Raw genomic sequence first — 13,514 nt, 5'->3', positions numbered from 1 at the left:
GGATCTCCGATCCCCGTCCTCAGGTCAGCACCCCCAACTCACACGGGGTGTCTCACACCATCCTGACCAAGAGGGGACTGCCCGGCTCCACCAACACGTTGGGCCGGCGATGAACGGCTCAGCCGCCCCGGAATGGCGGCCGGATCCCCTTCTGACCATCGACGACGTAGCCGCCTGGCTGGGCAAGCCCAAGAACACCCTCTACGCCTGGCACAGCCGAGGCAAGGGACCCCGCGCCATCCGCGTCGGCAACACCCTGCGCTACCGGCGCAGCGAAGTCGAACGCTGGCTCGACGAACACACCGACGCGGAGCGCTGACCCCATGGCCCGACCTGAACTACCCATCGGCACCTGGGGCAAAATCCGCACTCAAAAGGTGGGACCCAATCGGTTCCGCGCGCGAGCGCGGTTCCGCGACTACGACGGCAAGACCCGCGACATTGAGGCCACCGGTACCACCGGCCCTGCCGCAGAACGGGCACTGAAGGTCAAGCTACGTGACCGCACTACCCCGAACGACGACGAGATCACCCGGGAGACCCGCGTCAGCAGACTCGCCGACCTGTGGATCGAGGAGATCACCACCGAGGAGCGGATCGCGCCACAGACCATCCAGCGATACGAGACCAGTACTCGCAACGCGATCCTGCCCGCCCTGGGCAACCTCCGGATCCGTGAAGCCAGCGTCGGGCGCCTGGATCGGTTCCTGCGCGACATCGCGAAGGACCGGCCCTCGGCAGCCAAAGGCGCGAAAGTTGTCCTGAGCCAGATGTTCGCTCTGGCCGTACGGCACGGCGCGATCCCCACCAACCCCGTACGCGACACCGGCCGGCTCCGTAAACCCCGCCGCACGGTCGTCGCTCTCACCGACGAGAATCTCCAGGCCGTCCGGACGGCTATCCGTGACTGGCAGCGACCGATTCCCGGCAAGCCTGGACCACGGCACAGCGGCGATCTGGCGGACGTCGTCGACCTGATGCTCGCCACCGGCGCCCGCATCGGCGAGATCCTTGCCTTGCGATGGGAGGACCTCGACCTCGTCGCCGAGCGCCCCACCCTGACGATCTGCGGCACGCTCGTCTTCGTCAAAGGCCAGGGCTTCTTCCGCCAACCCTGGACCAAGAGCGACGCCGGCTGGCGAATGGTCGTGCTGCCCCGGTTCGCCGTCGGCATGATTATGGCCCGCAAGCTCGTTGCCGCCGACAACCCCCACGATGCGATCTTCGCCTCCCGACGCGGCACCTGGCTCTCGCCCAACAACGTCCGCCGCCAGTGGCGTGAGGCTCGCGCCGACACCGACCTCGCCTGGGTCACCCCCCACACCTTCCGCAAGACCGTCGCCACCCTCATCAAGGAAGAGACCGACACGAAAAGCGCCGCAGCACAGCTGGGACACTCCAGCGAGGAGGTCACCGCCACGTACTACATCGCCAAGCCCGCCCAAGCCCCGGACGTCTCGGACATTCTCGAGCGACTCGGCGCCGACCGCGGGCGACGTCCCACACCCGCATTGCCCAACGATGCGCAGGGATGACGAACCTGGTTGCCGACCCCGGTAAAAGGGGGGTTTTCGGGGGACGGTTCAAAACCCCATAGACAAACTTAAAGCCCTGACCAGCATTTCCGCTGGTCAGGGCTTCTTCTCTGTCGGGACGGCCGGATTCGAACCGACGACCCCTTGACCCCCAGTCAAGTGCGCTACCAAGCTGCGCCACGTCCCGCCCCCGCGTGGTTTCCCCCGCGGCAGCCGATACAGCTTAGCGCAGCAGCCTCGCCTCGTTCGCACAGGCCCCACCCGGGTCGCGGCGACCCCAAACCAGGCCCCACCCGGGTTGCGGCGACCCGGAACCACCGCACACCCCCTACAGCGTCCTAGGAGGGTGGGGGTACGGAAATGCCGGATGGGTCGCGCGGACCCATCCGGCATTCTTCGAGAACTGGTTAGCCGTGTGCTTTGCCTCGGCCGCCGGGGCCGAGCTTCTTACGGGGGCGGACCGAGATCTCGATCGGGCTGCCCTCGTACCCGAATTCCTCGCGGAGCTTGCGCTCGACGAAGCGCTGGTAACCGGCATCCAGCGGGCCGGTGGTGAAGAGCACGAACCGTGGCGGGGCCACGCCGGCCTGCGTCGCGAACAGGATCCGCGGAGCACGACCACCACGCACCGGGTGGGGGGTGGCCTGCACCAGCGCGGTCAACCACTGGTTGAGCTGCGCCGTCGGCACCCGGGTTTCCCAGCTGGCCAGGGCCTTGTTCAGAGCCGGAGCCAGCTTGTCCACCGCGCGGCCGGTCATCGCCGACAGGTTCAAGCGGATCGCCCAGGGGATGCGGCGCAGTTCCCGGTCGATTTCCTTGTCCAGGTAGTACCGACGGTCGGCGTCGACCAGGTCCCACTTGTTGAACGCGATGACCATTGCCCGGCCGGCCTCGGTCACCATCGACAGGATCCGCTGGTCCTGCTCGCTGATCGGCTCGCTGGAATCCAACAGCACCACGGCCACCTCGGCGGCCTCGATCGCACCGGCGGTACGCAGGCTCGCGTAGTACTCGGTGCCGCTGGCGTGAGCGACCCGCTTACGCAGCCCGGCCGTGTCCACCAGCTGCCAGGTCTGACCGCCGATGTTGACCAGGCTGTCAACCGGGTCCACAGTGGTGCCCGCCACCGAGTCGACGACTGCCCGTTCCTCACCGGAGAACCGGTTGAGCAGGCTGGACTTGCCCACGTTCGGCCGACCGACAAGCGCCACCCGACGCGGTCCACGCGGCCGGTTCTCCACGATCGCCGGTGCTTCCGGCAGCCCGGCGAGGATGGCGTCCAGCAGGTCACCGGAGCCCCGCCCGTGCAGCGCGGAGACCGGGAACGGTTCCCCGAGGCCGAGCGACCAGAGCGAGGTCGCCTCCATCTCGATGGAGGTGTTGTCGGCCTTGTTCGCCACCAGGATCACCGGCTTGGCGCTGCGCCGCAGCATCTTCACCGCGGCTTCGTCCACGTCGGTGGACCCCACCATCGCGTCGACCACGAAGAGGACCACGTCGGCGGTGAGGACCGCCGTCTCGGCCTGCGCGGCGATGGCCGCGGCCCGGTCCTTGGCGTCTGGTTCCCAGCCGCCGGTGTCCACCACGGTGAACGTCCGGCCGTTCCACTGCGCGTCGTACGGCACCCGGTCCCGGGTCACGCCGGGGACGTCCTCGACGACCGCCTGCCGGCGGCCGATGATCCGGTTGACCAGTGTCGACTTGCCCACGTTGGGGCGGCCGACCACGGCCACCACCGGCTGCGGGCCGGCCTGCTCCTCGACGGCGACGTCGGGCTCACGCAGCTCGACCCATCCACTGCCCTCGCTACGCTCGCTCATGCCGTTCCTCCGCTGCGCTCCGGACCGTCACAAGCCACATCCGCACTGAGCCCGATGACTCGCTCGCTACGCTCGCTCATGCCACGCCCCGCTCAGTAAGCAGGTCGCGCAGCCGCGCCACGACCTCGTCGATGCCCAGTTCGGTGGTGTCCAGCACCACCGCGTCGGGCGCCTGCGCCAGCGGGTTGACCTTGCGGGTCGAGTCGAGACGGTCCCGTCGGGCCAGGTCGGCGGCGGTGGCCGCCACGTCGGCGGCGTCCTCGGCGCTACGCCGTGCCGCACGGGCCGCCTCGGAGGCGGTCAGGAAGACCTTCAGGTCAGCGTCCGGAGCGACGACCGAGCCGATGTCACGACCCTCGACCACCATCCGGCCAGCGTTGGCGATCATCTCGCGTTGGCGGGCGACCAGCAGCTCGCGGACCGCCGGCACCGCGGCGACGGCGGAGACCGCCCCGGTCACCTCCGGGCCCCGGATCTCGGCGTCCACGCCGACCCCGTCGACGGACACGGCGTACCCCTGCGGGTGGGTGCCGATGTGCAGGTCCACCTCGCCGGCGACCTTGGCCACCGACGCGGTGTCGGTGAGATCCACGCCGGAGCGCAGCACGGCCAACGTGATCGCCCGGTACATCGCCCCGGTGTCCAGGTAGCGGGCACCGATGCCGGCGGCGAGGCGCCGCGACACGGTGGACTTACCCGAACCGGACGGCCCGTCCACAGCGACCACACATCGCCCGGCCCGTACGTTTTCCTCCACCGTGTCCTCCTCAGCCCGTACCTCACGGATCGCCCGGTGATCTGGCGCCGCAAGCGGTTGTCCATCGTCATCAATCATGCCCGGGGTCCGTGGCGGACCCACGCGCGACACCGCCGGAGGCGACCCACGCCACCTCCAGCGGCCGCGTCTCGGCCGTTGCGGAGCCTACCGGCAGCCGTACCCGGAACCTGGAGGTCAGTCACCCACCGCGTTGAACAGGGCGGCGACCTCGGCGTTGGTCAACCGCCGGATCCGCCCGGTGCGGAGTTCACCCAGCCGGATGGGCCCGATCGAGGTACGCACCAGCCGGGTGACCGGGTGCCCGACCTCGGCCAGCAGACGCCGAACGATGTGCTTGCGCCCTTCGTGCAGGCTCAGCTCCACCTGGGCGGACTTGCCCAGAGTGTCCACCACCTTGAACGAGTCGACCTTGACCGGCCCGTCCTCCAGCTCGACGCCGGCCAGCAGCCGCTTGCTCAGGTTGCGCGGGATCGGCCCGGTCACCTCGGCCAGGTAGGTCTTCAGCACCTGGTATGAGGGGTGCATCAGCTTGTGTGCGAGCGTGCCGTCGTTGGTGAGCAGCAGCAGGCCCTCGCTGTCCGCGTCGAGCCGCCCCACGTGGTAGACCCGCTGCTCCACCCGGTTGCCGATGAATTCGGCCAGCTCGTTGCGTCCCTTTTCGTCCGCCATGGAGGTAACCACCCCGCGCGGCTTGTTCATCGCCACATAGGCCAGGCGGGTGTCGACCTGGAGGCGCTCCCCGTCCACGTGGATGACGGCGGTAGCCGGGTCGACCTTGTCGCCGAGCTTGGCGACGCGCCCGTCGACCGTGACGCGGCGGCGGAAGATCAGGTCCTCGCAGGCGCGCCGGGACCCCACGCCGGCGGCGGCGAGCACCTTCTGCAGGCGCTCAGCCCCCTCATAGACGGGGGCGTCGGGCTTCGGGGAACGGTTATCGGGTCGCATCAGCAAGCTCTTCTACGTCGTCGGGCAGGAAAGGTGCGAGGGGCGGCAGCTCGTCGACGGTGTTCAACCCGAGCTTCTCCAGGAACAACGTGGTGGTCCGGTAGAGGAACGCCCCGCTGTCCTGTTCGGTGCCGCACTCCTCGACGAGGCCGCGGGTGACCAGCGTACGGATGACCCCGTCGCAGTTCACACCCCGGATGGCTGAAATTCGCGAACGGGTCACCGGCTGCTTGTAGGCGACCACGGCGAGCGTCTCCAACGCTGCCTGGGTCAGCCGCACTGATTGCCCGTCCAACACGAACCGTTCAACGTAGGTAGCGTATTCCGGCCGGGTGTACAGCCGCCACCCGCCGGCCGCCCGGCGCAGCTCGAACCCGTGCCCCGCGGCGGTGTAGCCGGCGGCGATCTCGTCGAGCATCGGCCCGACCCGTTCGGCTGGCTGCTCCAGCACCTGGGCCAGGACCAGCTCGCTGACGGGCTCGTCGACCACCAGCAGGATCGCCTCCAGAGCGCCACGCAACTCGGTGTCGGACAACTCGGGCGCAGGTTCCGGCACGACGGGCACCCGCCGCCGGGGCGCCGGCTGCCGTCGGGGTACGGCCTGCGCGTCCGCCGCCTCCCCAGCGCTGCCGGGCAGGTCCCCACCGGCACCGCCCACCTCGCCGAAACCAGCAGCCTCTGGCGACTCAACGACTTCAGTCGACTCACCCGGCGCGTCCGACGATTCCGGCCCCGGGAGCGGAGGATCCCCGCCACGATCTGCCCCGACGGCGGGTGGGACGGCACCGGGCGGGGCGGTGACGGACGTGTCCGGAGGCACATCGGCACCGCTGTCGTCGGCACCACTGTCGTCGGCACCACTGTCGTCGGCGCCGCTGTCGTCGGTGGCGCTGTCGTCGGTGGCGCTGTCGTCGGTGGCGCTGTCGTCGGCACCGCTGTCGTCGGCGGCTTCGGTGGCCTCGGTGGCGGTGGAAGCGGGCGGGCGGGGGCGCTCCCACGGCGGGATCCAGGCGGCGGCCTGATCGGCCAGGGAATCTCCGGAGTCCCGGCGTTCCTCGTCACTCATCCCCAGCACCCTCCGTCGTTCCCGTCCCGTCCGATCCCCCGGCCTCCCCCACCGACCCGCCGCCCACGTCCGGCTCAACGGCCAAAGACTCAACCACCGGAGACTCAACCACCACCGACCCGGCAACCACCACCGGCTCGGCCTCGCCGGTGGGCTCGTCGTCGGCCGGGGTGCCGGCGTACTCGTCGACGTGCAACTCGGTGTCGCCGTCGGCCGGGCCCGTCCAGCGCACGGTCAACTCCTCCAGGGCCTGCTCCTGCACGAAGGACACCAGGCCCTCCCGATACAACTCCAGCAGCGCGAGGAACCGCGCCACCACCTCCAGGGTCGCCTCGCAGTCGGCGCAGAGCAGCGAGAACGTGGCCGTGCCGGCCCGGCGCAGCCGGGCGCTGAGGATCGCCGCGTGTTCTCGGACACTGACCCGGACCATGTGCACGTGGGCGATGGAAACCTCCGGCACCGGTTTCGGGGTCATCGCCTTCACGGCCAGCTTCAGAAGCCGCTGCGGGCCGATGCCGAGCACCAGGTCGGGCAGCGCCTCGGCGTAGCGGGGCTCCAGGCTGACCGCCCGCGGATACCGCCGGCCGCCGACGGCCTCCAGCTCGGCGATGTGCGCCGCCGCCTCCTTGTACGCCTTGTACTGCAGCAGCCGGGCGAAGAGCAGGTCCCGGGCCTCCAGCAGGGCCAGGTCGGCCTCGTCCTCCACCTCGGCGGAGGGCAGCAGCCGGGCCGCCTTCAGGTCGAGCAGGGTCGCGGCGATGAGCAGGAACTCGCTGGCCTCGTCCAGGTCCCAGTCGTCGCCCATGGCCCGGATGTAGGCGATGAACTCGTCGGTGACCGTGTGCAGGGCCACCTCGGTGACATCGAGTTTGTGCTTGCCGATCAGTTGCAGCAGCAGGTCGAACGGGCCGGTGAAGTTGGCCAGCCGCACCGTGAAACCGGTAGCGACAGGGTCGGCGGGCGGCACACCATCGACCACGGCCGCAGCAGCGGTCTCAGGCGGATCGAGGGGTGGCGCGGTCACCGGACGACCGTAGTCCACGAGGCGGGCACCGACAGTTCCGGCTACCGCTCCGACTGGGCGGCGATCACCTCGCGGGCCAGCTGACGATAGTTCCGCGCTCCGGAGGACGCCGGGTCCATCGTCGTAATGGGGGCACCGGCCACGGTGGACTCGGGGAACTTCACCGTCTTGGTGATGACCGTCTGGTAGACCTTGTCACCGAACGCCTCCACCACCCGCTGCAGGACCTGCCGGCAGTGTGTGGTGCGGCTGTCGTACATGGTGGCGAGGATGCCTTCGAGCTCCAGGTCGAAGTTGAGCCGCTCACGCACCTTGTCGATGGTGTCCAGCAACAGCGCCACACCGCGCAGGCTGAAGAACTCACACTCGAGCGGGATGAGCACGCCGTGCGCGACGGTCAACGCGTTGATCGCCAGCAGGCCGAGCGACGGCTGGCAGTCGATCAGGATGTAGTCGTATTCCTTGCGGACCGTGCGCAGCACCCGGGCCAGGGCCATCTCCCGGGCCACCTCGTTGACGAGCTGGATCTCGGCGGCGGAGAGGTCGATGTTGGCCGGCAGCAGGTGCAGCCCCGCGACGTCGGTCTTGATGACGACGTCCTCGGCGAGGATGTCGTCCTGCATGAGCAGGTTGTAGATGGACAGGTCGAGGTTGTGCGGGTTGACTCCCAGCCCCACCGAGAGGGCGCCCTGCGGGTCGAAGTCGACAAGCAGCACCTTGCGGCCGTATTCAGCGAGGGCCGCACCCAGGTTGATGGTGGTGGTGGTCTTCCCGACGCCGCCCTTCTGGTTGGCCATCGCGATGATGCGCGCCGGGCCGTGCCGGTCGGTAGGCATCGGCTCGGGGATGGGCTTACGCATCGTGTAGGCAGCCGGGTCCGCAGGACCCAGGTCCGCGCCGAGCGTGGCCTGCTGCTCGCGGAGCTCCGACGTCCAGGTCTCGGCACGGTCACCGTTGCCAGCCATGTGCTCGTTGCCCCCTCCCGACGACCCACCCGGCGTCGGAGCCCTCCGACGTCCTTCGCGGCGCCGCTGCGCACCCCGGTCGTTTCGCTCCAGGAGGTCCGCGCCGATGCCGACTGTACGCCACCGACCAGCAGGGGGTTCGGCACCGGCCCGGCGTGTCGGAGCCGACCGCGACCGGGTTCAGCCGCGGGCGCGCGGGTGGGCGGTGGCATACACCTCACGCAGCCGCTCCACGGTGACCAACGTGTAGACCTGCGTCGTGGTCACCGATGCGTGCCCGAGCAGCTCCTGCACCACCCGGACGTCGGCGCCGCCGTCGAGCAGGTGGGTGGCGTACGAGTGGCGCAGGGTGTGCGGAGAGACGGCGGCGGGCCCGTCGACGGGCAGCCCGGCCCGGCCGGCGGCGCCCCGCAGGATGCCCCAGGCGCCCTGACGGGTCAGCGCGCCGCCACGGGCGTTGAGGAAGACCGCCGGGGTGCCCCTACCGGCGGCGGCCAGACCGGGACGGGCCCGGACCAGGTAGGCGCGCACCGCGTCGACGGCGTACCCGCCGATCGGCACCAGGCGCACCCGGCCGCCCTTGCCGCGCAGCAGCACGGTGCCGTCGTCGGTGTCCAGGTCGTCCACGGCGGCACCGACCGCCTCGGAGATCCGCGCGCCGGTGCCGTACAGAAACTCCAGCAGCGCCCGGTCACGCAGCGCGAGGGGCGCGTCGTCGCCGGTCGCGGTGATCGGGCCGGCGGTGTCGAGCAGCCGGACCACGTCGTCGACCGGCAGCGCCCGGGGCAGCCGTCGTGGCGGGGTCGGCGGGCGGACGTCGCGGCTGGGGTCGGCGCCGGCCAGCCCTTCGCGCAGCGCGAAGCGGTGCAGGCCCCGGACCGCGCTGGCCGCACGGGCGGCGGAGGAGACCGCCAGCGGCGGGTGTGCGTCGTCGCCCGCGCGCAGCCGCGCCAGATGCGACTCGACGAGGCCGGCGTCGACCGACGCCAGGTCGGCCACGCCGGCATCGACCAGGGTCGCGAGATAGCGATCCAGATCCCGACGGTACGAGGCGAGCGTGTTCGCCGACAGACCACGCTCGACGGTGAGGTGGTCGAGGTAGCCGCGCACGGCACGGCGCAGCGCCGGCGTGGGCGGTGTGCCCACGCCGGCGGAGTCCGTGCCGCCGGTCAGCCCGCCACCGCTCAGGCCAGCGCGTCGGCCAGCGGGAGCACGTCCATGCCGTGCGCCTCGGCGACCGGGCCGTAGGTGACGTGGCCGTCGTGGGTGTTCAGGCCCAGCCCCAGCGCCGTGTCGCGGCGCAGCGCCTCACGCCAGCCGTGGTTGGCCAACTCCAGGGCGTACGGCAGGGTGACGTTGGTCAGGGCGTAGGTGCTGGTGTTCGGCACCGCGCCGGGCATGTTCGCGACGCAGTAGAAGATCGACTCGTGCACCTTGTAGACCGGGTCGGCGTGGGTCGTGGGGCGCGAGTCCTCGAAGCAGCCGCCCTGGTCGATCGCGATGTCGACGAGCACACTGCCCGGCTTCATCCGGGAGACCAGCTCGTTGGAGATCAGCGTCGGCGCCTTGGCACCGGGCACCAGCACCGCGCCGATGACCAGGTCGGCGTCGAGCACCGCCCGCTCGACCTCGTAGGCGTTGGAGGCGACGGTCTGCAGGTGGCCACGGTAGATGGCGTCGGCCGACCGCAGCCGGGCGACGTTCTTGTCCAGCAGCAGCACCTCGGACTGCAGGCCCAGCGCGATGGCGGCGGCGTTCAAGCCGGAGACGCCGGCGCCGATGACCACGGTCTTGGCCGCGTACACCCCGGAGACACCGCCGGGCAGCACGCCGCGCCCGCCGCCGGTCCGCATCATGTAGAAGGCGCCCACCTGCGGGGCGAGCCGGCCGGCCACCTCGGACATCGGGGCGAGCAGCGGCAACGACCGGTCGGGCAGCTCGACCGTCTCGTACGCGATGCCGGTGACCTTGCGATCGATCAGCGCGTCGGTGCACTCCTTGGAGGCGGCCAGGTGCAGGTAGGTGAAGAGCACCTGCCCCGCACGCATCCGGTGGTACTCCTCGGCGATCGGCTCCTTGACCTTGAGCACCAGCTCGGCGGTCTCCCACACCTCGTCGGCGGTGGCGAGGATCGTCGCGCCGGCGGCGGCGAACTCCTCGTCGGTGATGCTGGAGCCGACTCCGGCACCGGCTTCGACGAAGACCTGGTGGCCGCTGCGGGTGAACTCGTTGACGCCCGCTGGCGTGATCGCCACGCGGTACTCGTGGTTCTTGACCTCGCGTGGGATTCCGACCTTCACGATGCCGACACCTCTCTTCGGGGCTGCTCTCCCCCGACTGCTCGGTGCCGCAATGGCCCCTTTGCCACCGCGGTCCACCGGTCCTGCCGGCGGCAGTCTAGGCGCGCCCGGTGCCGCCGTAAGCCAGCACAGTGACACCCGGTGACCGGGTGTCCTGACGAAGTGTCAGGGCACCGCCCGGATTCGCCGGTGGATCACCGCCCCAACCGTCCGGACACTGTTGCACCACTATCGTCCCATCTGCTGGGTGGCGGTGCGGACAGCGCAAGAGTCGATCACTAGTGTGTCCGCCCATGACCACTCCCCCTTACCAGCCCGGGTACCCCCAGCCGGGGTACCCCCAGCCCGGGTACCCCCAGGGCGTCTCCGACAAGAGCAAGGTCGTCGCGGGCGTCCTCGGGATCCTGCTCGGCTTCTTCGGCGCCGGCCGGTTCTACATCGGTGACATCAAGATCGGCGTGCTGCAGCTCGTCGTCAGCGTCTGCACCTTCGGCTTCGGCAGCATCTGGGGCTTAATCGACGGCATCCTCATCCTGGTCAACGGCGGCACGGACGCACAGGGCCGCCCGCTGCGCGACTGACCGACCACACCGACAACAAAGGGGCCCCGCGGTTGACCGCGGGGCCCCTTCGCGCGCGTACTCCCTCGCCAGTTGGACCGACGACGACGCTCAGCGTGGCAGCGGCGCGTCCGCCCGACGCAACGCCGACCAGCCGGTGTCCCGGGCGCGGGCCGCGGCCAGCAGCCCGGCCACCGCGGACGCGTTGGTGATCTCCCCGGCCAGGACCATGGCGACCGCCTCGTCCAGGTCGATCCGGACGACCTGGAGGTCGGCCTCCTCGTCACGGCGCTCGTGGCGCTCGTCGGCCGGCACCCCCGCCAGGTCCCGGGCCAGGAAGACCCGCACCAACTCGTTGGTGAACCCGGGCGAGCTGTGCAGGTCGACCAGCACGTCGATCTGCCCGGCGGTCAGGTCCGCCTCCTCGGCCAACTCCCGCAACGCGGCCGCCGGCAACTCCTCACCGGAGACGTCCATCAGCCCGGCGGGCAACTCCCACAGGTGCCGCCCGACCGGGTGCCGGTACTGCCGGATCAGCACCACCTGGCCGGCGTCGTCGAGCGCCACCACGGCCACCGCCCCGACGTGCCGGACGAGATCACGCAGCCCCGTTCCGCCGCCCGGCATGGTCACCTCCTCGGTGACCACGTCGAAGATCCGCCCCCGGTACCGCTCCTCCCGGGAACGCACCTCGTAGAGGTGCTCAATCTCGGTCACGACGCGGATGCCGCCTTCGTCGCGGCGCCGTTGCGGGCGGCCTTGCGCGTCGATGGGGCCTCCGCCGCCGCGTCCAGGTCGACTGGCAACTGGTCGGCCTGCGAGTACGCCACCGCGGCCTTGACGAACGAGGCGAACAGCGGGTGCGGACGAGTGGGGCGACTCTTCAGCTCCGGGTGCGCCTGAGTGGCCACGAAGAACGGGTGCAGGCTCCGGTCCAGCTCGATGAACTCCACCAGCCGGCCGTCCGGCGAGGTGCCGGAGAAGTGCAGGCCCGCCTTGGTCAGCGCGTCCCGGTAGGCGTTGTTCACCTCGAAACGGTGCCGGTGCCGCTCACTGATCTCGGTGCTGCCGTACGCCTCGGCGACGATCGAACCCTCGGTCAGCGTCGCCGGGTACGCCCCGAGCCGCATGGTGCCGCCCAGGTCGCCCTTGCCGGCGACGATGTCCTCCTGGTCGGCCATGGTGGCGATGACCGGGTGCGCGGCCTGCTCGTCGAACTCCAACGAGTTGGCGCCGTCCAGGCCGGCCAGGTGCCGGGCCACGTCGATGGTCATGCACTGCAGACCGAGGCACAGGCCGAGCAGCGGGATGCCGTTCTCCCGGGCGTACCGGGCGGTGCCGATCTTGCCCTCGATGCCGCGTACGCCGAAGCCGCCGGGGATGAGGATGGCGTCCACGCCGGCCAACGCAGCGGCGGCACCGGCCGGGGTGACGCACTCGTCGCTGGGCACCCAGCGCAGCTGCACCCGGGCCCGGTGACCGAAGCCGGCCGCCCGGATCGCCTCACTGACCGACAGGTACGCGTCGGGCAGGTCGACGTACTTGCCGACCACCGCGACGGTGACGGTGTGCCGGGGCCGGTGCACCCGCTCCAGCAGGTCGTCCCAGCTGCTCCAGTCCACGTCCCGGAAGGACAGGCCGAGGCGACGCACCACGTACGCGTCGAGCCCCTCACGGTGCAGCACCTTCGGGATGTCGTAGATGCTCGGGGCGTCCGGGGCGGCGACGACCGCCTCGGTGTCCACGTCGCAGTAGAGCGACAGCTTCTCCTTGAGCTTCACCGGGATCTCCCGGTCGCACCGCAGCACGATCGCGTCCGGCTGGATACCGATGTTGCGCAGCTGCGCCACCGAGTGCTGCGTCGGCTTGGTCTTCAGCTCGCCCGACGGCGCCAGATACGGCACCAGCGAGACGTGCAGGTAGAAGCAGTTGTCCCGGCCGAGGTCGTGGCGGACCTGGCGGATCGCCTCCAAGAACGGCAGCGACTCGATGTCGCCGACCGTGCCGCCGACCTCGGTGATCACCACGTCGGGGAGCTGGCCGTCCTCGTCCGGGTCGGCCATCGCCAGGATCCGCGACTTGATCTCGTTGGTGATGTGCGGGATGACCTGGACGGTGTCGCCCAGGTATTCACCGCGCCGCTCCTTGGCGATCACGTCGGAGTAGATCTGGCCGGTGGTGACGTTCGCCTTACCGGACAGCGCCCGGTCCAGGAAGCGCTCGTAGTGCCCGACGTCGAGGTCGGTCTCGGCGCCGTCCTCGGTGACGAAGACCTCGCCGTGCTGGAACGGGTTCATCGTCCCCGGGTCGACGTTGAGGTAAGGGTCGAGCTTCTGCATCACCACGCGCAACCCGCGCGCGGTCAGCAGATTGCCGAGGCTGGAGGCGGTGAGGCCCTTACCCAGCGAGGAGGCAACGCCCCCGGTGACGAAAATGTGCCTGGTCGTCCGTGCTGATGGGGCCAAGGCCTGCTCCCGTGTCGTCTGTCGCGGTCATGCAGACCGCCGTGCTTGATCAACAA

At 70.4% G+C, this 13,514-nt stretch carries 13 protein-coding genes and 1 tRNA gene; 3 read left to right on the top strand and 11 right to left on the bottom strand.

Annotation, left to right across the window (positions count from 1 at the left end; all coding sequences use genetic code 11):
• Positions 1-109 precede the first annotated feature (109 nt).
• Positions 110-319, top strand: a complete 210-nt coding sequence (locus ACLQ28_RS33885; RefSeq protein ID WP_425690331.1) for a helix-turn-helix transcriptional regulator — start codon at positions 110-112, stop codon at positions 317-319.
• A gap of 4 nt (positions 320-323) precedes the next feature.
• Positions 324-1,535, top strand: a complete 1,212-nt coding sequence (locus tag ACLQ28_RS33880) for a tyrosine-type recombinase/integrase (RefSeq protein ID WP_425690330.1) — start codon at positions 324-326, stop codon at positions 1,533-1,535.
• A gap of 113 nt (positions 1,536-1,648) precedes the next feature.
• Here ACLQ28_RS33880 and ACLQ28_RS33875 read toward each other — a convergent pair.
• The 9 genes from ACLQ28_RS33875 to ald all read right to left on the bottom strand — a co-directional run bounded on the left by ACLQ28_RS33875 (position 1,649) and on the right by ald (position 10,433).
• A tRNA-Pro gene (locus tag ACLQ28_RS33875) sits at positions 1,649-1,722 on the bottom strand.
• A gap of 220 nt (positions 1,723-1,942) precedes the next feature.
• Positions 1,943-3,355, bottom strand: a complete 1,413-nt coding sequence (gene der / locus ACLQ28_RS33870; RefSeq protein ID WP_425690329.1) for a ribosome biogenesis GTPase Der — start codon at positions 3,353-3,355, stop codon at positions 1,943-1,945.
• Positions 3,356-3,431: 76 nt separating this feature from the next.
• Positions 3,432-4,112 carry a (d)CMP kinase gene (gene cmk / locus ACLQ28_RS33865; protein WP_357113391.1) on the bottom strand — a complete coding sequence of 227 codons (681 nt, stop codon included), beginning with the start codon at positions 4,110-4,112 and terminating at the stop codon, positions 3,432-3,434.
• Between the two features lie 195 nt (positions 4,113-4,307).
• Positions 4,308-5,078, bottom strand: a complete 771-nt coding sequence (locus ACLQ28_RS33860) for a pseudouridine synthase (RefSeq protein ID WP_425690328.1) — start codon at positions 5,076-5,078, stop codon at positions 4,308-4,310.
• Positions 5,065-6,144, bottom strand: a complete 1,080-nt coding sequence (scpB, locus tag ACLQ28_RS33855) for an SMC-Scp complex subunit ScpB (RefSeq protein ID WP_425690327.1) — start codon at positions 6,142-6,144, stop codon at positions 5,065-5,067. Before scpB ends, ACLQ28_RS33860 begins: the two co-directional genes overlap by 14 nt.
• Positions 6,137-7,168: a segregation and condensation protein A gene (locus ACLQ28_RS33850; protein WP_425690326.1), complete on the bottom strand. Its 1,032-nt coding sequence runs from the start codon at positions 7,166-7,168 to the stop codon at positions 6,137-6,139. The genes scpB and ACLQ28_RS33850 overlap by 8 nt, the downstream gene beginning before the upstream one ends.
• A gap of 41 nt (positions 7,169-7,209) precedes the next feature.
• Positions 7,210-8,133, bottom strand: a complete 924-nt coding sequence (locus ACLQ28_RS33845) for a ParA family protein (RefSeq protein WP_124817891.1) — start codon at positions 8,131-8,133, stop codon at positions 7,210-7,212.
• A gap of 180 nt (positions 8,134-8,313) precedes the next feature.
• Positions 8,314-9,279 (bottom strand): site-specific tyrosine recombinase XerD, encoded by a 966-nt coding sequence (locus tag ACLQ28_RS33840; protein WP_425690325.1) that lies wholly within the window; start codon positions 9,277-9,279, stop codon positions 8,314-8,316.
• A 38-nt stretch (positions 9,280-9,317) separates the two neighbouring features.
• Entirely contained in the window at positions 9,318-10,433 is a 1,116-nt protein-coding gene (ald, locus tag ACLQ28_RS33835; RefSeq protein WP_425690324.1) for an alanine dehydrogenase, read from the bottom strand.
• Positions 10,434-10,726: 293 nt separating this feature from the next.
• Here ald and ACLQ28_RS33830 point away from each other — a divergent pair, with 293 nt between their 5' ends.
• The gene (locus ACLQ28_RS33830) at positions 10,727-11,014 is read left to right on the top strand and encodes a TM2 domain-containing protein (RefSeq protein ID WP_425690323.1); all 288 of its coding nucleotides are present in this window, start codon (positions 10,727-10,729) and stop codon (positions 11,012-11,014) included.
• Between the two features lie 90 nt (positions 11,015-11,104).
• On the opposite strand, the gene ACLQ28_RS33825 is transcribed toward ACLQ28_RS33830, so the two are convergent.
• Complete coding sequence (locus ACLQ28_RS33825; RefSeq protein ID WP_425690322.1) at positions 11,105-11,710, bottom strand: NUDIX domain-containing protein; 606 nt, start codon at positions 11,708-11,710, stop codon at positions 11,105-11,107.
• Positions 11,707-13,458 (bottom strand): CTP synthase, encoded by a 1,752-nt coding sequence (locus ACLQ28_RS33820; RefSeq protein WP_425690321.1) that lies wholly within the window; start codon positions 13,456-13,458, stop codon positions 11,707-11,709. The genes ACLQ28_RS33825 and ACLQ28_RS33820 overlap by 4 nt, the downstream gene beginning before the upstream one ends.
• Positions 13,459-13,514: the final 56 nt, after the last annotated feature.

The sequence above is a fragment of the Micromonospora sp. DT201 genome (assembly GCF_049841575.1).
Taxonomy (GTDB): Bacteria; Actinomycetota; Actinomycetes; order Mycobacteriales; family Micromonosporaceae; genus Micromonospora.
The sequence above is the reverse complement of the archived record's forward strand: the minus strand, read 5'-3'. Positions and strand labels throughout refer to the sequence as shown.

Coding starts and splice junctions, on each gene's coding strand:
- der (WP_425690329.1), bottom strand. CDS start 3,355: ATGAGCGAGCGTAGCGAGGGCAGTGGATGGGTCGAGCTGCGTGAGCCC.
- ACLQ28_RS33845 (WP_124817891.1), bottom strand. CDS start 8,133: ATGGCTGGCAACGGTGACCGTGCCGAGACCTGGACGTCGGAGCTCCGC.
- ACLQ28_RS33860 (WP_425690328.1), bottom strand. CDS start 5,078: ATGCGACCCGATAACCGTTCCCCGAAGCCCGACGCCCCCGTCTATGAG.
- ACLQ28_RS33885 (WP_425690331.1), top strand. CDS start 110: ATGAACGGCTCAGCCGCCCCGGAATGGCGGCCGGATCCCCTTCTGACC.
- ACLQ28_RS33880 (WP_425690330.1), top strand. CDS start 324: ATGGCCCGACCTGAACTACCCATCGGCACCTGGGGCAAAATCCGCACT.
- ACLQ28_RS33830 (WP_425690323.1), top strand. CDS start 10,727: ATGACCACTCCCCCTTACCAGCCCGGGTACCCCCAGCCGGGGTACCCC.
- scpB (WP_425690327.1), bottom strand. CDS start 6,144: ATGAGTGACGAGGAACGCCGGGACTCCGGAGATTCCCTGGCCGATCAG.